At 32.1% G+C, this 18433-nt stretch carries 18 protein-coding genes and 1 pseudogene; 4 read left to right on the forward strand and 15 right to left on the reverse strand.

Features of this window, described 5'->3' with window-relative positions; genetic code table 11:
• Positions 1-2 precede the first annotated feature (2 nt).
• Positions 3-824 (reverse strand): hypothetical protein, encoded by an 822-nt coding sequence (locus tag ACJJVN_RS06315; RefSeq protein ID WP_405377506.1) that lies wholly within the window; start codon positions 822-824, stop codon positions 3-5.
• 494 nt (positions 825-1318) lie between these two features.
• Here ACJJVN_RS06315 and ACJJVN_RS06320 point away from each other — a divergent pair, with 494 nt between their 5' ends.
• From ACJJVN_RS06320 to ACJJVN_RS06330, 3 genes are read left to right on the forward strand one after another with little or no spacing between them, the layout of a single operon-like run.
• Positions 1319-2236, forward strand: a complete 918-nt coding sequence (locus ACJJVN_RS06320) for a helix-turn-helix transcriptional regulator (RefSeq protein WP_405377507.1) — start codon at positions 1319-1321, stop codon at positions 2234-2236.
• Positions 2237-2241: 5 nt separating this feature from the next.
• Entirely contained in the window at positions 2242-3996 is a 1755-nt protein-coding gene (locus ACJJVN_RS06325; RefSeq protein WP_405377508.1) for a DUF262 domain-containing protein, read from the forward strand.
• Positions 3996-6008: a DUF2779 domain-containing protein gene (locus ACJJVN_RS06330; RefSeq protein WP_405377509.1), complete on the forward strand. Its 2013-nt coding sequence runs from the start codon at positions 3996-3998 to the stop codon at positions 6006-6008. The genes ACJJVN_RS06325 and ACJJVN_RS06330 overlap by 1 nt, the downstream gene beginning before the upstream one ends.
• Positions 6009-6183: 175 nt before the next feature.
• On the opposite strand, the gene ACJJVN_RS06335 is transcribed toward ACJJVN_RS06330, so the two are convergent.
• From ACJJVN_RS06335 to mnmE, 12 genes are all read right to left on the reverse strand, one after another.
• Complete coding sequence (locus ACJJVN_RS06335) at positions 6184-6501, reverse strand: hypothetical protein (protein ID WP_405377510.1); 318 nt, start codon at positions 6499-6501, stop codon at positions 6184-6186.
• 5 nt (positions 6502-6506) lie between these two features.
• A complete protein-coding gene (locus tag ACJJVN_RS06340) occupies positions 6507-7079 on the reverse strand; it encodes a hypothetical protein (protein ID WP_405377511.1) in 573 nt (190 codons plus the stop codon).
• Between the two features lie 227 nt (positions 7080-7306).
• Entirely contained in the window at positions 7307-7549 is a 243-nt protein-coding gene (locus tag ACJJVN_RS06345; RefSeq protein ID WP_405377512.1) for a hypothetical protein, read from the reverse strand.
• 133 nt (positions 7550-7682) lie between these two features.
• Positions 7683-8276: an AAA family ATPase gene (locus ACJJVN_RS06350; protein ID WP_405377513.1), complete on the reverse strand. Its 594-nt coding sequence runs from the start codon at positions 8274-8276 to the stop codon at positions 7683-7685.
• Between the two features lie 2 nt (positions 8277-8278).
• Positions 8279-9037, reverse strand: a complete 759-nt coding sequence (locus ACJJVN_RS06355) for a relaxase/mobilization nuclease domain-containing protein (RefSeq protein ID WP_405377514.1) — start codon at positions 9035-9037, stop codon at positions 8279-8281.
• The gene (locus tag ACJJVN_RS06360) at positions 9027-9647 is read right to left on the reverse strand and encodes a hypothetical protein (protein ID WP_405377515.1); all 621 of its coding nucleotides are present in this window, start codon (positions 9645-9647) and stop codon (positions 9027-9029) included. Before ACJJVN_RS06360 ends, ACJJVN_RS06355 begins: the two co-directional genes overlap by 11 nt.
• Entirely contained in the window at positions 9647-9976 is a 330-nt protein-coding gene (mobC, locus tag ACJJVN_RS06365; RefSeq protein WP_405377516.1) for a plasmid mobilization relaxosome protein MobC, read from the reverse strand. Before mobC ends, ACJJVN_RS06360 begins: the two co-directional genes overlap by 1 nt.
• A 285-nt stretch (positions 9977-10261) precedes the next feature.
• A complete protein-coding gene (locus ACJJVN_RS06370) occupies positions 10262-11428 on the reverse strand; it encodes a VapE domain-containing protein (RefSeq protein ID WP_405377517.1) in 1167 nt (388 codons plus the stop codon).
• 183 nt (positions 11429-11611) lie between these two features.
• Positions 11612-11893 carry a helix-turn-helix transcriptional regulator gene (locus ACJJVN_RS06375; RefSeq protein WP_405377518.1) on the reverse strand — a complete coding sequence of 94 codons (282 nt, stop codon included), beginning with the start codon at positions 11891-11893 and terminating at the stop codon, positions 11612-11614.
• A gap of 244 nt (positions 11894-12137) precedes the next feature.
• Entirely contained in the window at positions 12138-13589 is a 1452-nt protein-coding gene (locus ACJJVN_RS06380) for a hypothetical protein (RefSeq protein ID WP_405377519.1), read from the reverse strand.
• A gap of 2 nt (positions 13590-13591) precedes the next feature.
• Complete coding sequence (locus ACJJVN_RS06385) at positions 13592-14725, reverse strand: site-specific integrase (protein ID WP_405377520.1); 1134 nt, start codon at positions 14723-14725, stop codon at positions 13592-13594.
• A 170-nt stretch (positions 14726-14895) separates the two neighbouring features.
• Positions 14896-16332, reverse strand: a complete 1437-nt coding sequence (mnmE, locus tag ACJJVN_RS06390) for a tRNA uridine-5-carboxymethylaminomethyl(34) synthesis GTPase MnmE (RefSeq protein ID WP_405377521.1) — start codon at positions 16330-16332, stop codon at positions 14896-14898.
• A gap of 118 nt (positions 16333-16450) precedes the next feature.
• Here mnmE and ACJJVN_RS06395 point away from each other — a divergent pair, with 118 nt between their 5' ends.
• Positions 16451-16879 (forward strand): DUF4268 domain-containing protein, encoded by a 429-nt coding sequence (locus ACJJVN_RS06395; RefSeq protein ID WP_405377522.1) that lies wholly within the window; start codon positions 16451-16453, stop codon positions 16877-16879.
• On the opposite strand, the gene ACJJVN_RS06400 is transcribed toward ACJJVN_RS06395, so the two are convergent.
• Complete coding sequence (locus tag ACJJVN_RS06400) at positions 16876-17229, reverse strand: Hpt domain-containing protein (protein ID WP_104515218.1); 354 nt, start codon at positions 17227-17229, stop codon at positions 16876-16878. The two genes, ACJJVN_RS06395 and ACJJVN_RS06400, sit on opposite strands and share 4 nt — an antisense overlap.
• A gap of 129 nt (positions 17230-17358) precedes the next feature.
• Positions 17359-18309 (reverse strand): annotated as a pseudogene (locus ACJJVN_RS06405) (YifB family Mg chelatase-like AAA ATPase); the annotation flags it as partial.
• Between the last annotated feature and the right edge of the window lie 124 nt (positions 18310-18433).

Raw genomic sequence — 18433 nt, forward strand, 5'->3', positions numbered from 1 at the left:
ATTTATTTAAAAACTCCCAAAACTCCCTTTCTATAATCCATTCTCATTTCTAGAGATGGTAACATGCCATTTTTATTACGTACCACATTAATTTGTGCATAGTTTTCACCCTTTTTATCTACTTCAGTTTCCCATTTATGTTCAGGTTTCATTTCAGGTTTGTGGAGTGATGTAATGCTTTGTAAAATCATAGCCTCGTTAATGGGTATGTGGACATCAGTCTCGTTAGGGAAATGAAAGTAAGGAACACGAGTTATTGCTTTATGAATAAATACAGTTATTTGAAATTGCTCTGCGATTTTTTGCAACATGGAGATCAAGTGGTTTTCAAATAACGCACTGCGCTCAGGTAGGTTGATGATTATGATATCGGTATTCATGCGTTGTAGTTCTGTGCACAATTGGAAGTAATACACCAGTTCTGTTTGTATCATTTGTTGATCTTCTACTATTAAAAAAGGCCGAATCACCTCATAACATTTATCTAATTTTAAAAGCATCGCTTTGGAGGGTCTTCTATCCCACATAGAGGTGTTGCACAATGCCATAGTTGCGCTGCGCTTAGTATAGTTAGCATCTCGGTTTCCATCGATAATAAAAATATTGGACTCTTCGCTTAGAAAATCTAATAATATTGTGTTTAAGAAAAACTCCCAGAGTGGATCATGCGCACTTAATAGTAGATGCACCTTATATTTTTGGTAATCTAATTTTTGATCAGCTTGTTTCCATTTTACACTTAGATTATAGTGTTGCAATCTGACTTTATCTTCGTTTAAATAATTTTGAAATCTTTGCGTCCACGCTTCATTTGACTCTTTCATTTTTTCAATTTTAAAACCAGATTACGGCAGTTTTTTGAGTTCCCTAAACCACAAATAGAACTGCCGCACTGGAGTATTGTATTGTTTAATTAGTACAAGAATATAGGTCAAGAACGACAGATAAAGTCGGTGTGAAATAAAATATGTTGATAATTCCGCTTTCGCGAAAGCGAGAACCCAACACAACTCTTTCTTATTATTTGAAATATTGTGTCCTGTAATGATTGTATAACAAGTTGAAATTGTCATAATAACTAGGAGGAAAAAACAAAAGCTTGCTAACCATTTTTGAAAACACGGAATATAAGTGACTAGAATAATAGGATTGCAACTATTAGTCCTTTCACATATAAACAGCTGTTGTGCAAATCGAGAGAATTTAATTAATGCGAATTGCGGGAAACCGTAATATTTAAATTGATTTAATCATTAATTTTAGGTCCGACACCTTTTGGCGGACTATCGATTTACATTTGTACCAAATCAAAACAACTATGGCAAATTATAAACAATTAGAGCGACTAGAACGTATAGTCCATTTATTATCATGGAAGAGTATTATATCTAAGAAAGAACTGATAGAAGAACTGTTAGGGCGTTTTGAAATTCAAATATCTGAGCGTTCTCTAGAGCGAGATTTTAAAATATTAAAAGAAAGTTTTAGTCTAGATATAAATTATAATCATCAAAAAAATGGTTATGAATTAGAAAAAGACGAACGATTATTATCACGCTTCTTCAAATTTGCAGAGCTTAATTCTCTTGCCAAGGTTTATGAAGATGGATTAAAGAACTACTCTGAATTTGAAAAATGGATTATTCCAGACGACAGTTCTAAATTGAATGGAATAGAAAATATAAATACAATTGTAAAAGCTCTCAACTTAAGACTGAAGCTCAAGTTTAATAAGGTAGATTTCTTTTCAGACGAAATATTAGTCCGTACCGTAACTCCATTGAGACTTAAAGAGTATTTAAATCGCTGGTATCTGATAGCTATTAAAGATGGTACTAATGAGATAAGGAACTATGGAATAGAGCGCATGTCAAATCTAGAAATGCTCAAAGAACCTGGCATAGAAATTAAATCGTTTACAAATCAATTAATACGTTACAATGATATTGTAGGGATTAATTATAGTGACGATTATTTTTCTAAACCGGTAAAAATAGTCTGTAAAACATTTGATAACCAGCATAAATATCTCGCCACGTTACCATTACATCATAGTCAAGAGATCTCTTATTTAGAAAATAAAACGGAAGCAATAGTTAGCTTTTTCTTGCAGCCTAATCATGAGTTCTTGATGCAGTTGTTGGGCATAAATGAAAATATTGTGGTTATGGAACCTGTGGAGTTGAGAGAGGTCATGAAAACAAAATTAAATAAAACATTAAATCATTACAAATAAGAGTTATGGATACGTTTGAAATTAATGCTTTTACAGCAACATTAGGAAAAACAGTTAGAAAGAATAGTTTACATATAGTTGGTAATGGTGACTGGATCATTCCTATTTATCAACGACCGTACTCTTGGGGCGAAAATGAAGTTAATAAGTTTTTGAGGGATTTACGAGATAATTTCTATTCTGAAGATAGCGTTCCAAGCCCAATGTTTATTGGAACGATGCAAGTAAGTGCCAAAGAAAACAATGCACGTGAAGTGATCGATGGTCAACAAAGGCTAACCACTTTTTTACTATTATTTCATGTTTTAAATCAGTTTAATCCAGATGTTAAAACTCATCAATTAACAAACTGGATAAAAACAAGAGTGAATAGAGGAGAAGCTCAAAATTCATTAAATAATGCTATTAATAACACCCTTGATAAAGAAGTAAAAGACCTAGAAGTAAATAGGTATTCTCAAAATCTTGCCCTTATACACAATTATATAAAAGATAATATTGATTTAGATGATGTTAAAGGATTTCAAAATTTCATTTTGAATCAAGTTTATTTTGTGTGTATAGAAACAAAAGCAAATTTATCAAAGACGTTACAAATATTTGAGTCTATCAATGCTACCGGAATGGATTTAAATACTGCAGATTTATTTAAGGTACGTTTTTATGAATACCTGAGGATTAAAGAGAATGCTAGTGAGTCTGTTTTTGAATCAATTTCTGATTTGTATGCTACTATAGATAAGGCAAATAAATCACAAAATGATGTGGTTACTAGTATAGCTGATATTCTTGCGCAATATCAAGTGATTTTGATTTCTAAATATGACCTATCTAATGCTTTATATTTCATGAATACGGAGACTTTTTACGATAAACTATTTGACAGACTATTGAATAACGTAACAAACGAAGGGTTTGGAGAAAAAATAAATAAAGTAAAACTATCTATATCAGATTTAGAATCTTTAATTAATTCAAGAATCGAATGGCATTCTACAACTGGTAAAACGCTAGAGGAAGACATGGCTTATTACTTCATAGTTTGGTCAAGATATAATCGTTATTGGAGAGCTATTCTTGCTTTTGAGTTTGCCTATAAAGAAAATATAACACCACAATTGATGTCTGATTTTAAGATCAAGCTGTCAAAACTTTTGATTATTTATAGTGTCAAATTTGGTAAAGCCGTAAATGAATGCCACAACTTTATTAGAACAATTTTGAAATCAATGTTTTCGGAGACTAATCCGCAAAGAATAATAGACTTGATCGATGCAGAAATTCGACGTCATAGTTCAACTGATCTTGATAAAGGCCATTTTGAAATAAAAATGAATGAATCTATTGCTAGTATTCCTAAATCTAAATATCTATTATGTAGATTAGGTGCTATGTTAAGTGAAGATTATTTAACATCAAATGAAAGATCTATAAAGGATCTAAGAGAGATATTATGTTTTAATGATATAGACATTGAACACATACAGTCTTATAATCATGAAGACCTTTCTTTGAGAGAATCTATTTGGGAAGAATGGAAAGATGAAATTAATTCACTAGGAAATCTTGTAGTACTAGAAAGATCAATTAATCGAAATATTAAAAATTCTTTGTACAACATTAAAAAGGATAGTTATGTAAAAAGTCAATTTTCTATCATCAAAGAACTTAATCCAACGTCAGGAGATTGGATTTTGGAAGATGCTCAGAGAAGGAGGGAAACTGAATCAAAAAGAATTATGAAATATATTTTTGAATAATGACGAAACCACGACACCTCACAAAATCTCGATTCAAGTTAGCACTCAACTGCCCGACAAAACTCTTTTACACTCGTAAAGACGAATACGAAGGCACCAGCGAGACCGATAGCTTTCTAGAAGGATTGGCGCAAGGTGGTTTTCAAGTAGAGGAATTGGCACGTATGTATTTTCCAGATGGTATTGCTATTTTAGAAAAGGATTGGGATTATGATGGCTTGGTTCAACGTACTCAAGAAGCACTGAAAGAAGAAAACGTCACCCTATTTGAAGCTGCGTTTTTATACAATGGACTTTTTATCCGTGTGGATATATTAGAGAAAAAAGGAAATCAAATCAACCTGATAGAGGTGAAGGCATCCTCAATACGCAGTGACGAGCATACTGGGTTTATCAATAAAAAAGGTAGATTGGACGAGTCTGAAAAGCTATATGACATCGCTTTTCAACATTATGTAATTCAAAAATGTCATCCAGAATGGGATATTACGTCCTATTTAAATCTGGTTGATAAATCAAAGCGCACTACTGTAAGCGGTTTGAACAGTCATTTTAATATTGTGCCTAATTCTAAATTGCGAACTAAAGTAGAAGTGACAAACGGTTTACAGAGAGAGGATTTAGGAGAGTGCATTCTCGCCTATACTAACGTAAGTGAAGAAATCGATTTCATTTTCAGAGAAAATCCGCTACAACCAGAAATCGGTTTTGAAACAATGTTGCTTGGCTATCGAGATCATTATGCTGCCGATAAGAAAATGATAACATCCATTAATTCTGGTTGTTACGGCTGTGAGTTTCATTTACGAGATCCGGAAAAAGGCAAGAAAAGTGGTTTTCATGAATGCTGGATGGAGCAATTACCTAGTATAAATGTTAGTTTTAGTACGCTTTCGCGAAAGCGTCAAGAAGAACGGCTCAATGATCCCAAAACAACTAATGTCTGGTTCAATCCTGCTCGTAATGCTTTTGAGAATGGTAAAGTGTTCATGGACGAACTGGATGAAAACGATTTGAATATCAGACCAGATGCTTATGGGTTAAGTAGAAGTGAACGTCAATGGTTACAAATTGAGAAGCACAAAAACGGTGAAAACACTAGCTATGCAGATGTCGATAATTTAAGGTTAGAAATGTCACAATGGAAGTATCCTTTAAATTTTATTGATTTTGAAACTAGTGGTGTCGCTATTCCATTCACATCAGGAATGCGCCCTTATGAGCAACTCGCTTTTCAGTACAGCCATCATGTTGTTTATGAAGACGGCAGGGTAGAGCATGCAAGTGAGTACATTAATCTTGAAATAGGAGCGTTTCCAAATTTTGACTTTATACGAGCTTTGAAAAAATCATTAGAACAAAACGATGGTTCTATTTTTAGATACCATAATCATGAGAATACGATTGTAAATGTAATTCATAACCAACTTTATAATTCTGAAGAACAGGACAGAAAAGAGTTGTGTGACTTTATAGAATCTATCAGTAAATCTACTGGTAGTAATCCTAACACTTATGAAGCGGGAGCTAGAAATATGATTGATTTACAACAAACTGTAGTACGCAATTATTACCATCCGCAGACTGGAGGATCTAATTCTATTAAAGCGATTTTGCCAGCAGTTCTAGAGTCTAGTAAGTTCTTAAAAGGTAAATATGTACAACCTCTCGACTCGATTAACTTGACTAGTTTAAATTTTTCGTCAGATTATCAATTTCTGAAAATTGAAAATGATCTACCTATCAATCCTTACAAGTCATTACCGCCTTTATTTGATGGAATATCAAATGATCAAATTGAAAACGCTCTAGAAAAATCAAAAGATCAAAGCGTTAAGAAAATAGCCGATGGTGGTGCAGCACTTTTTGCTTATGCAAAAATGCAGGATAAAAGCATTTCTGCTGAGGAAAGAATAGAAACTGAAAAAGCACTATTGCGATACTGTGAGCTAGATACACTTGCTATGGTGATGATTTATGAGTGTTTTAAGGAATTTGTGGATGGCGATTAGAAATTGCTAAAATCAAAAAGCGCATACCTAATAGATATACGCTAGTTTTCCCCTGAAGACGAGTGAAAATCAATCATTTCATGTCAATTAATTTTTCTATTTGACTTACTCGATTTTAACGAAAATAAAAGAGCTTGATTTAATTGTCAAGCTGTTTTCGAGATAAATTGATCTTTTAAAATTGATTTTCAACTTTTATTTTATTTGATGCTAGTATATTTTTTAAGGAATTTAAAAAATCTATGTGTAATTCATAAATTGTATATTTCATGATAAGATCAATGTCTTCATTTTCCATGCAGAACTGTTTGTAGACCTCTAAGCATTCTTCATCAAGTTCAGCTATAGTTGAATAATCATTACTATGACTATAAATCTCTTGAAAAATTTCATTTTCAAATTCTTTGATATTTTCATATCCGTATATGGTTATATCGATGTAACAGCCAGCGCCGTATTCTAATTCTTTAATAATTGAAATTGTAGTTTTCATAATTTTTAAGCTTTGAAGTAGTTTTTATATTTTTCACTTACGTCATCTGATCGATCCAAATCTTGACACTTTAAAAACTTATAGATTCCCAAATTAATTAAGTCATTTAGTTTAATGTTTTGTATTTCACAAAATTTCAAAGCATCTTCTTTTAAGAGTTTAGGCATTCCTTTGACAGGGTAATAAACTGGATAGTATGCTTTTGGAATTAAATGACTATAGTTACCACATATATCAATGCCTTTATAAATTTTATATTTTATACCATAACCTTTTTGATCTTCAATAAATTGGTTTAGTAAATTGCAACAATTATTAGTTCTAAATTCATTAATACCTGCGAAGCTATTCCAAACTTTCATTTTTCTACCAAAGTCTGAAGTTATGTGGAGAAGATTTCTTTCTAATAACACAATTTTATCTTTTTCACGATAAGTTATAACTAATGACTTATGATGATCAACGATCAGTTGGCTGCCTTTTTCTATAGCGGTTATTCTATTAGATATGTTTTTTGTATATCCAATCTTAATAAGGTTTGACTCTTGAAAATGTAAAATGTAAAGTACTGTTTTCATATCTGGCGAATTTTAAAAAGTACCGAAAGCATAAAGCGAGGAACTGTAACTATTTAGTTCTTGGGTCTCGCCAGAAACCTTTCCACCACATAGAACAGCCCTCGCAGTTGCAAGGGCGTTAGAACTATGATGTGGTGGAATTATAAACTGGCGAGTTTAAGAACCAAATCTGAAGCTAACGCTTGTAATATTTTATATAATCTATACTAATAAATTACATCGTAAAATTAATCATTGTCATTTACATAAGACCTAATGCTTTCAGTAATTATTGTTTTTATAGTTAATTTATTTTTTAATGCTTTTGTTTTAAATCTTATCATCAACTCTTCATCAATAAAAAAGGAGCATTGAACCTTACCTTGATTGATAGACTTTTTTAAAGGAATGACTTTTTGTTTTACGGGATCTTTATTGTTCTTTTGAACATCGGCGATTAATTTTGATAAATCTTTTTGTTTTGAATTCATATTTTTTATTTTAACTACACAACTACACAACTACACAACTACACAACTACACAACTACACAACTACACAACTACACAACTACACAACTACACAACTACACAACTACACAACTACACAACTACACTATTAAATATTAACTAATTAGCATTAGTAGGAGCTCTTCGGTTAAATTTGTAATTTGAGTTTCTGCTTTTACGTCCTTACCTGGACCATTATAAATGACCGATCTAGTAAAGGAAACAAGATCACTAATATGTGTCTTAGCTAAAGTTATATCAGTTTTGGCTAACTCTATCATGACTTCCAGAGTCAGAGTTGTATTAGGTTTAATCATATTCATAACTATTAAAGATTTGTTTAGTTTACCAGCAGTTTTTATTAGATCAACGGTACTTCTTATTGCTAATAAATCAAATATTCCCGCTTTGGTAGGAACTATAATAAGGTCAGAAATGCGCATCAATTCTTCAATTTTATTTGAAAGGTATGGTGGAGTGTCAATTATGATAAAATCATACGGTAAGCTTTTTATTTTAGTAGGCTCATTAGGAGACTGTATGATATCTACACCAGAAATACTACTCCTTAAAGAGGCAAGACTTCCCTGTAGATCTATATCAATTATTCCAACTTTTGTAGATTTTGCAAGACAAATTGCAAGATTTAGGCATAATGTGCTCTTTCCTACACCACCTTTTTGATGTGTTAGTAGTATTATTTTTGACATGTTTAAAATTTGATTTTATATCCTATTTTGTTTTGTGGTTGTTTACTTAGTAGCGCTTGTCCCTTATACGAAAGCTGCTTCTTTATACCGCTCAGAGAGAACTCTCTTCCTAGTTTAGATCCTTTGGTTACAACGCCATCATATTTGAAAGATATTCCTCTACCTATTTTCACTTTCACTTTTAAATTCTTTAAATGAAATTCTAAATCTTGTAAATTATCTGACTGCCCGATTGCACTCTTGACCTTCTCTAAAAGAACCTGATTTCTAGAATCATTACTTTTAAATAATTCATTTGCTTTATATGCTTCTAATACACGAGCAACTTGTCTGAGCTTGTACTTTCTTTCAATTTCTCTGCACCAATCCATATTCTTATAATGAGTAAAACTGTCGCTTACACTGGTGTTATTTGATTTGATACGTGAACTTACAATATGAATATGCTCGTCCTCGGTAGCTTCTTTGTGAATGTAAACTGCGAAAGGATTATTGTTAAAGCCGATTTTCTTAGCGTAGCTTGAAGAAATATCAATCCAGTCCTGTGAATTTAACTTACCCTTGTCCTCTGGAGCAATTCTAATTTTTACATGAAATGTATGATTTATACATTTATCATTAGATGAATTGTTTAGTTGCATCTGATCATAAATTTGTTTGGCATTCCCAAGAGATTTATTGGTTGTCAAAAGTTCTCCGCCTTTTTCACAATAGACTAAGGCATTTTTGCAATATGAAATACTTGCTAGCTTAGCGATCATCTTTTTCTAAGTTTTTTAATTCTTGTTCTAACTCACTTCTTTTGATCTCAATTTCATATTCAGTTCTCCATTGATTGATTTTATCTAAAATCCAAGGTTCTTCATTTTTAATATCGCTAAGCCTCTCTGAAACAGTTGATACTGTTTTAGAATCATAATTATTAAAAAACACATAATCATAAAATAATTTATATTCTATCAGTTCTTTAGATTGCTCACTGGATTTAAAATATAAATCTGGACCATAAATTGCAGAGAATGTTATAATTAATGCTCCTAAGATGAGTGTGATTAGATGCCATGGTTTGAAAATTGAATCCTTACCTATTAAATGATAGTGTGTGTGTGCAACTTTGGAAGGTATTGAGGGTTGTTTATTAATGTTCAATACTTCCCTTATTGTTTTATTTAACTTATTTGATAAACTATTAATAGCATTGGCTAAAGTTGAATTGAATTCGTTTTGGTTTTTAGCAAACCTATTAACTACATCTTCCGATTGATCATTTTTTTTAATGCTTATATTATCAATTTTCTTTGAATGCTTTTGTATTTCGTCAAGTATACTTTGCATCAATATTAATATTGATTTGTATTTATTTTCTTCCATTATAAATTGTTATAGATTGAGTCAATTTGTTCTTTTAATATTGCAATTTCATCGATTAAATTTTGCTGATCGATCAATGGGAATTTTTCATTTTTGTTCAGTTTTCGTGCAATTTGATTTAAGTTATTTCCTATTCTCAATAGAGAAGTTTGATATTTTTTGAGATCAATATCAAGCACTTTTTTCGGAATAACTGGAAATCCTAACTTCTCACGAATTAGATTTCTAATCCAAAATGACGGTTTTATTTGTAGAGAATTACAATATTCAATCATTAGATTTTTATCTTCCTTACTTAGGTAATAAACTACTTTTAATTTCTTTTCCATTTTTTTTTATTTATGAGCTGTAGGGCGAATAAACCAGGCGTCATTAGTGAAGTTTCGTACCCTGAAAGGGTACTGAAAGTACACTGATGACACGACTGGCTAACTCATCCATCAATTTATCTTTTAAGTTTGCACTTGTTTCTAATTTTTGTCACACGTTCTTTTCTTTTTCGTTATACCCTAATTATTATTTCATTTTTCAACCAAATCATTTAATTCAATTTTACTCAACTTATTTTTTGCTCATCAACATTTTTTTTAACCTTGAATTTTTACCGTTGATTTTTAATTGTTTCGCTCTTCACTTGATTTTCTTTTAATACAATAACCATAAACACCGTTTTGTTTTATTTTTTCAAAACCTAAGCTGTTTAGAGCTTTACCCATTGAAACATTATTAGCTTTTGCGTTGTCTTTACGGTGCGATTCAACAATATTTCCAGCTGTAGAAAAATCATTCTTATCGCTAGATTTTTCATAATGTTGATTGATAATATCCTCGTACCAACTATTGAGTTTATACTTTTCATTTCGCAATTTATTTTTCTTTATTTCTGAGCTTGTTAATTCACAATCAAAACCTTTCTGTTTGCTAAGATGTAAAGCTTGAGACCATACCTTTTCGATGTCAATATCATTTGAATATGAAAAGTCAATAATTCCCATAATCTCAAAACATATCCATCTGATATTCCCTATGTCAGTATTTAGAAAGCTGTAAGAATTTGTAGTTGCTAGATAGGATGAAATACGAGGAACTGATATTACACGGTGACCGTATGGAGGTCTAATAGTTACTGTCGTTCTAGAAATTGCAGATTTCATGAATTTTAAATCTTTTAATGGCATTAAATCAATTTCATCAAGCAATGTCATCCAGTTTGAACTTTGAGTTATTATACCATCCTTACTGCTATCTATGGTATCTGTCGAGTAATCTTTCATAGCTGGTGGAATTAGAAATTTACAAAAGCTGGTTTTACCTGTACTTTCTTCACCAGAAACGAGAACAAAGCAATTTTTATTAAAATATCCATTCTCTAAGACACATCTGATGGCTCTGACCAACCATTTTCTAAATTGTATAAGAAATTCATTATTATCTTCAGTTTCAAGATAACTACAAAGTTTAGCTATATGATCCTGCTTGTCCCATGGCGGCAAGTTTTCTATATAGGATTTTATAGGATCATATCTAGAAACAAAATAACTACTCAAGAAAATGTCTAAATCTGTCTTCTTTAATTGTATATTGTTTTGTTTCAAAAAGATATAAAGTGATGAAGAATTAATTATTTCCCAATGATTATTATTATGTTTTTTAGATATTTCAATACAATTTTTTATTGTGTTATAACGAATTGAGAATGTTTTAGTAATTATTAAATGTATTCGATCATATATTGTTTTAAGGCTTCCCTTTCCAGCAATATAAATGTTGTTTTCTTCCATATTTATAGGTTGAAAACTGTATATTTGTATACAGTTTATTGATTGAACTGAAAATTATAAGAGCACAACTTCGCACAGTTGTGCTTTTCTATTTTAGAGACTTTTCATCTCTTGATAGATAATTTAAACTTTAAATTTGGGTAGGTAGGTAACTTAAAAACTTAAGTTACGATTAATGAATTTTTACTTTTTTTGAAGAACATAGCTAATTGCTTCTGCTTTCAATTCCTGTTTAGACTTTCTAGAATTGGAAAGTAAAAATTCATCAATCTTTTCTCTATCGAAAAACAAAACTTTTCCAAGGGGTTTTGAATGAGGTATCAAATCTCTAGAAGTTAACGAATAAATGTATTTTTTCTTAAAACCTGTGTACTTAACTAGTTCATCGAGATTCAAGATGCTCTTTTGTGAAAGACTGTTGTTTTCAATTCTGTCTAATTGTTCCTTAATTAAATTTGTGTCCATTTTTCTTATTTTAAGATTATGAACAAGGCCTTGTTGCTATTTATTGATATCGGCAACAAAACTATATCAAAAGGAAGCATAATTAAGCAGACTTTTTTTTAAGTCGGGATCTTTACTGATATACTTAGAGTAGTCAATGCCGATTAAATGAAGGAAAGTCGGCTCAATGTCTGAGAGCTTCGTTATAAAAACTCGAAAACAAAATTATTTTACTAGTGGTTTATGCGTATTAAAGATTTCTTATCTAAGAATAATAATTCTTTAATACTGTATTTGAAAATCCTTCAGTAAAATACTTACCAAACATTCCTCGAATATTAGTAATAACAAGGTTTTGTGGATTGCTGTTATTGCCCAGAGCTATTTTATCTGTTTTCAAAAAGTCTCCGAGTTGAGTTAGGAAAATAATTCGATTAGCCTGGTCAAATTTTGATAAAATACCAGGTAGTTCTTTAAAATTTGAAGCAATATCATTTTTGTTCTTTCTTTGGATTTGGAAGAATGGTTCCATATTTAGGTAAAGATCATTTTTCAAATGATCAATATTAAAAGATACTGGAGATAAAGTTTTTATACATTTTGTTAGATCTATTACTAATTCCTCAAATTTTTTATCATCTGACAAATTCAATTTTTTGTAGTGAGTTTTTATGAAAGGATTATTTCCTTTTTCCTTAAAATTATCGATCCATTCTAGCATATCTGTATTCCAATGATCGTAATGGTTAGAATTTAATTCTTCCCATTTTTTAACAGCAAGAGTTTCTTGACTAATTACTTCTTCATTTAAAACAAGAAATTCTGTTAATGCCTTTTCTTTTTCATTGTCATTCAAAAACAAAATATCTTCGGATTGTAAAAAATCATTAGCCATAACATCTCTTGGCGTCATTTTAAAACCATCATCACGAAAAGCATAGTCATGGTCAGAATATTCACTTTGAAAACGAAAAAACAAGGATTGCTCAAAACTATTTTCTCTGTTAAGGAAAGCTTTAATTTTATTCTTTTCTTCAATCGTATTGTTGTTTCTCAAATGTTTTGCTAACCTCTCGCAATATTCATCGATTGTTAAAAAGTATAAAGCTGCTCTCTCTAAGTTTAAACTAGATAAATTAAAAGCAATGCCAGATTTAAACATCCTAAGTTCTTGAATAAGTTTATTTAATTCATTGCTGAAAGGATAAAAATATAAAATTCCCCAGTTAACTAGATGAATCTCTAATGCGATGTAATGATTCAATAAGTCATTTCTTTTAGATAGTGTTACATCTAAATTTTGAGTAATTCTATAATTTAAATTAGATTCTTTTTCAATCCTTTCCCTAATAATATTTGATATCTCAGTTCTAATCTTTATAAATTCACTCTCTTTAGATGTGAAGTTCATCATATTTATAAATTTATCTAAGGGGTCAAAAGTTTCATAATCGAATATTTTACATTTAGGCTTAAAGCTATGAATTACGAGTGCCGTATCATCATTTTGAAAAGGCATAAAATTAAAGAAGTATTGTAGGTTTTGAATTGGGTTTATCTCTAATCTAATTATTTCTTTGATAATATATAGAATTTGATATTCACTCTGATTATTTAAAGTGCCAAGATTCTCCTGAAGGTTATCACTAAAGCACTTTTGAATGAATAATTCAATTATGTCTAGTGTATCTTGTTTAATTGTGAAGTGATTATCCATCATTATAAGTTTATTTCAAGTTCAGGAATTAGTTCTGCAGCCTCTTGCATTTTGGTATCGATGATTTTGGCATAAATCTCAGTTGTGCGAAGTTCGCGATGACCAAGTCTTTTAGATACGGTGTATATATCTGCACCTTTGGAAAGTAAGATCAATGCATTCGTGTGCCTGGCACTGTGAAAAGTTATGTGTTTAGTTATACCACCTCGCATACACCATTTCAATAATTCTGCATTTAATGTAGCGCCGTATTTGAGACCTTTGAAAACTCTGTCGGCGTTTCCTCGACGTTGTCCCATTAGTTCTCTTGTTTGTTTACTAATAGGCAGGTACTCCATACCTCCAGTTTTCTTTTGTCTAAAATTAATACGGTATCTTTCTCCTTCTTCTCTCACTTCTGCCCACCGCATCTTATCAATATCACTCCACCTTAAACCACTAAGGCATGAGGCTAGAAAGGCACATTTTAAGCGCTCATATTTACAAGGTGTTTGTGCAAGTGTCTGAACTTCTTCAAGTGTAAGGTATTCTCTATTAGACTCAGCCATTTCAAATGACTTAGCAGCTTTTCTAATATCAGTCTCTAAATAATTATCTTCAAATGCTCTTCTCAAGCAAGCTTTAAATTTATTAAAATAAGTATGTTTTGTATTTTGAGATAGAAGGGTTTTGGATTTGGTTAATGCGGTTTTATCTAAATACCTTCTAAATCCTCTAACAAATTCAGCATCGATTTGATCAAATGTATAGTGAACTGGACAAAACCTAGCTAGATGTAATCCTGCTGCATCCCAATTATCATAATTTCCTTTACTCTCGTAACGATCCTCTTTTAATTTATTATAGTAATCAAGAAAGTTCGTATTTTTCTTTCTAGTATTTGCAATATTGTATTTGCCTTGTACATGTTCAGATCTACGAATGGAAAGAATATTTTCGGCTAATTCTAGATTTTCTTTATTGGTAATTTTAGTTTTACGATCTGATTTACCATTGTCAATATATAAATCTAAATATTCAAAAGTTCTATTATGTTTACGTTTGCCATTTTCATTTACGGTAGATCCATTATAGAATTCGATGAATAGACTTTCTCTATCATTTTTAAGTTTCTTTCTTTTTAAGCTTATTTTCATATGAGATGTACTTTTTACACCTCTGGAATTATTAATCGTTATGAGATGTACTAGGATGTACCAAAGATAGAAACATAACAAACTATTATACAAATAAAAAACATATAAATCGTTGAAATACAGTCTGTTATTTGCTTTAATTATGTTTTACTTCTTTTTGTTTCCTATTCTTACTTCCCAATACAAAACTGACTGAATATATTCCCAAGCAGCTCATCGTTTGTTATTTCTCCGGTGATAATGCCTAGAGACTCTGCTGTGGCGCGTATGTCTATGGCTAGAAACTCGCTAGAAATATCGTTTTCTATTCCTTCTTGTACTTCTATTAATGAACTGTATGCTTGTTGTAAAGCATCATAATGTCTTGCGTTACTTACTATAGATTCATCTTGAGATAGTGCACCGCTATTAAAACTTTGTACTAACGCGGTTTTTAATTCTTCTACGCCTGTACGTGATTTGGCACTTAGTGATATAAGAATGGTATCTGGTGATTTGGTACTTATTTGTTTAGTGATTTCGGCATGTTCTAGACCGGTAATTTGATCTAATTTGTTCAGGATAACTACTAGAGGTTTATCAGGAAATTTTTCTCTCATCAGTTGTATGCGCAATAAACAGTGCATAATTCTAGGTGAGGTGTTTAATTGTGTCGCATCTAGTAGATAGAGTACCAGTTTAGACTGCTCAGCTTTGGCATAAGAACGCTCTATTCCCATACCTTCTATAGCGTCTGTGGTCTCTCGTATTCCTGCGGTATCTATAAGTCTAAAACGTACTCCTTCTATATTGATCTCGTCTTCTATAGCATCTCGTGTGGTACCTGCTATATCACTAACTATGGCTTTATCTTCATTAAGTAAAGCGTTTAAAAGGGTAGATTTTCCTACGTTAGGTTCTCCTACTATGGCCACAGGAATTCCTGTTTTTAAGACATTTCCTAATGCAAATGAGTCGATTAATTTGCGCAACGTTTGCTGACTTTTACTCAATAAGGTACGCAGGTCGTCACGGTTTGCAAAGGCGACATCTTCTTCACTAAAATCTAGCTCTAATTCTATTAAACTAGCAAAGTTGAGTAATTGAGATCTTAAATCTTTAAGCTCTCCAGAAAAACCACCACGCATTTGTTGTATCGCAATCTGGTGTGCGGTTTCACTTTCACTCGCAATTAAATCTGCCACAGCTTCTGCTTGTGATAGATCCATTTTTGCATTTAAAAAAGCCTGTAAAGTAAACTCACCTGCTTGTGCCATGCGAGCACCTTTTTTAAGGCATACGGCTATGACTTCTTGTTGTATATAAATAGATCCATGGCAGGATATTTCTACTACATGCTCACCAGTGTATGATCTAGGAGCAACAAATTTGGTTAATAAAACCTCGTCTATTACTCGATTTTCATCATATATGTGACCTAGGGTGACGGTATTTGCACCTAGATGGTTATAGGTTTCCTGAGATGGTGTAGGTTCCGCTTTCGCGAAAGCGGGAACAAAAATAGCACCTGCAATAACATGTGCATCTGGTCCTGATAGTCTTATAACAGCAATAGCGCCTGTTCCTGCAGGAGTGGCAAGCGCAACAATGGTATCATTTTTATACATATGGTAAAGGTAAAAATAAGCGAGGAGTTACCTGCTTAAAATTTGCACAGATTCATTTATTCTCTAAAAGTTGAGTAATTCAAAAATTCTAAGATGTAAAATCCCGTATTATTGCAAAATGTACTCAAAAGAAGAAGCAAGAAACGTAAGGCAACAATTCTGGACCATGTTCGGTAAACGATATGATCGCAAGTGGATGTTGTACGACACTAAATTAAAGGATGTGGTGCTCAAATTTTCATTTGAAGACCGTAGAGTTTTGGTTTCTATAGATATTACCCATGATGACGATCTTATTAGATCGTATTACTATGATAAATTTATAAGTTTAAAGGCTGTCATGTTAGAAGAGGTAAGTAATGACCTTATCTATGACGATGCTTATATGCTAGAATCTGGCAAGATTATATCTCGTATTTTTGTCATGCACGAGGGCGTAAAAATTCAGAAAAAAACGGACTGGCCAGAAGTCTATGAGTTCTTTTTTAAATATATGGATAGAATGGAGGCCTTTTTTATAGAATACAAAGACTTTATCGAGGCCTAAAGGTTTTCTTTAGTATAAAGTATTTGTTCATTTACCTGATCATAGTTTTGACTAAATTGTTCTAGTAAACTATTTATCAATGGGATATCTTCATTTTTTTTTGCGCGAGTTTCTATCTCTTGTAATATGCTAGCCATATCATTAATACCTAGTGTCCTATAACTAGATTTTATTTTGTGTGCCTGCATACCTGCAGCTGTATAGTTACCAGATTTAACTTGTTGCTTGAGGAGTTCATAATCTTCGGGCACTTCTTCCATAAACATATCTAGTACGGATACTAGAATATCCTTATCGTCATCAAAAGATTCTCTCAGATCTGTTAAAGGTAGTAAAGTAATTGTAGACATATGGAGTTGATTTAAGATTGAAGATAAAAAAAATAATTAACTAAAGTTGTTAAATGGCTTGAAAAAATAGTCAATTACTTATGTTAAAAGTGATTAAAGCCACCGTTTATCGATGTTTAATATAAAAGGTTAACCTAGCCATCCGTCTCGATCGAGACTGCGGTACTGGATAGCCTCTGCTATATGTGTGCCGTTTATGGTTTCCACCGCATCTAGGTCTGCAATGGTGCGAGCTACTTTAAGAATACGGTCATATGCTCTGGCGCTTAGATTTAAACGTTCCATAGCATTTTTGAGCATTTCTTTGCTTGCTGCATCGAGTACACAGTGTTTTCTTATATCCTTAACCGTCATTTGTGCATTATAATGTGTTTTTTCACTTTCTTTAAATCGTGCAGTTTGTAAATCTCTCGCTGCAGTAACTCGTTTTCTAATTACGGTAGATCTTTCGGCCAGTCGTTCTTCTGTTAATTTTTCAAAAGGTACTGGTGTCACTTCTATGTGTATGTCTATACGGTCGAGTAGTGGGCCAGATATTTTACTGAGATATCGTTGCATCTCTGCAGGACTGCTTTGTACTGGTGCATTAGGGTCGTTAAAGTAACCGCCAGGACTAGGATTCATACTAGCCACTAACATAAAGCTAGAAGGATAAGTCACTGTAAATTTTGCTCTAGAAATAGTTACTTCTCTATCTTCTAGTGGTTGCCTCATTACTTCAAGTACGGTGCGTTTAAATTCTGGCAACTCGTCTAGAAATAGAACACCGTTATGACTTAACGATATTTCTCCAGGTTGTGGATAAGCACCACCACCTACTAGAGCAACATCTGATATCGTATGATGCGGACTCCTAAACGGGCGCTGGGCAATTAACCCTGCTTTTTCTTGTGTACGACCGGCGACACTATGAATTTTTGTAGTCTCCAATGCTTCATGTAGTGTCATAGGTGGTAGGATGGATGGTAGCCTTTTGGCCAACATCGTTTTACCAGCACCTGGTGGTCCTATTAATATAATGTTATGTCCACCAGCTGCTGCTATTTCCATACATCTTTTAATAGATTCTTGTCCTTTTACAACTGTAATTGATGAAAATAAAAACACTAATAACCAGTATATCAATATGTTATTTAATAGTTTCATTACTCGATAATAGTTAATTCATCAATTTGTTGTACAATTGTTGTACAATTTAAGTGCT

The organism is Nonlabens sp. Asnod3-A02 (assembly GCF_045063755.1).
Classification (GTDB): domain Bacteria; phylum Bacteroidota; class Bacteroidia; order Flavobacteriales; family Flavobacteriaceae; genus Nonlabens; species Nonlabens xylanidelens.

Excerpts from the sequence above, each read along its gene's own strand:
- ACJJVN_RS06315 (WP_405377506.1), bottom strand. The coding sequence starts at position 824 with ATGAAAGAGTCAAATGAAGCGTGGACGCAAAGATTTCAAAATTATTTA.
- ACJJVN_RS06320 (WP_405377507.1), top strand. The coding sequence starts at position 1,319 with ATGGCAAATTATAAACAATTAGAGCGACTAGAACGTATAGTCCATTTA.
- ACJJVN_RS06325 (WP_405377508.1), top strand. The coding sequence starts at position 2,242 with ATGGATACGTTTGAAATTAATGCTTTTACAGCAACATTAGGAAAAACA.
- ACJJVN_RS06330 (WP_405377509.1), top strand. The coding sequence starts at position 3,996 with ATGACGAAACCACGACACCTCACAAAATCTCGATTCAAGTTAGCACTC.
- ACJJVN_RS06335 (WP_405377510.1), bottom strand. The coding sequence starts at position 6,501 with ATGAAAACTACAATTTCAATTATTAAAGAATTAGAATACGGCGCTGGC.
- ACJJVN_RS06340 (WP_405377511.1), bottom strand. The coding sequence starts at position 7,079 with ATGAAAACAGTACTTTACATTTTACATTTTCAAGAGTCAAACCTTATT.
- ACJJVN_RS06345 (WP_405377512.1), bottom strand. The coding sequence starts at position 7,549 with ATGAATTCAAAACAAAAAGATTTATCAAAATTAATCGCCGATGTTCAA.
- ACJJVN_RS06350 (WP_405377513.1), bottom strand. The coding sequence starts at position 8,276 with ATGTCAAAAATAATACTACTAACACATCAAAAAGGTGGTGTAGGAAAG.
- ACJJVN_RS06355 (WP_405377514.1), bottom strand. The coding sequence starts at position 9,037 with ATGATCGCTAAGCTAGCAAGTATTTCATATTGCAAAAATGCCTTAGTC.
- ACJJVN_RS06360 (WP_405377515.1), bottom strand. The coding sequence starts at position 9,647 with ATGGAAGAAAATAAATACAAATCAATATTAATATTGATGCAAAGTATA.
- mobC (WP_405377516.1), bottom strand. The coding sequence starts at position 9,976 with ATGGAAAAGAAATTAAAAGTAGTTTATTACCTAAGTAAGGAAGATAAA.
- ACJJVN_RS06370 (WP_405377517.1), bottom strand. The coding sequence starts at position 11,428 with ATGGAAGAAAACAACATTTATATTGCTGGAAAGGGAAGCCTTAAAACA.
- ACJJVN_RS06375 (WP_405377518.1), bottom strand. The coding sequence starts at position 11,893 with ATGGACACAAATTTAATTAAGGAACAATTAGACAGAATTGAAAACAAC.
- ACJJVN_RS06380 (WP_405377519.1), bottom strand. The coding sequence starts at position 13,589 with ATGGATAATCACTTCACAATTAAACAAGATACACTAGACATAATTGAA.
- ACJJVN_RS06385 (WP_405377520.1), bottom strand. The coding sequence starts at position 14,725 with ATGAAAATAAGCTTAAAAAGAAAGAAACTTAAAAATGATAGAGAAAGT.
- mnmE (WP_405377521.1), bottom strand. The coding sequence starts at position 16,332 with ATGTATAAAAATGATACCATTGTTGCGCTTGCCACTCCTGCAGGAACA.
- ACJJVN_RS06395 (WP_405377522.1), top strand. The coding sequence starts at position 16,451 with ATGTACTCAAAAGAAGAAGCAAGAAACGTAAGGCAACAATTCTGGACC.
- ACJJVN_RS06400 (WP_104515218.1), bottom strand. The coding sequence starts at position 17,229 with ATGTCTACAATTACTTTACTACCTTTAACAGATCTGAGAGAATCTTTT.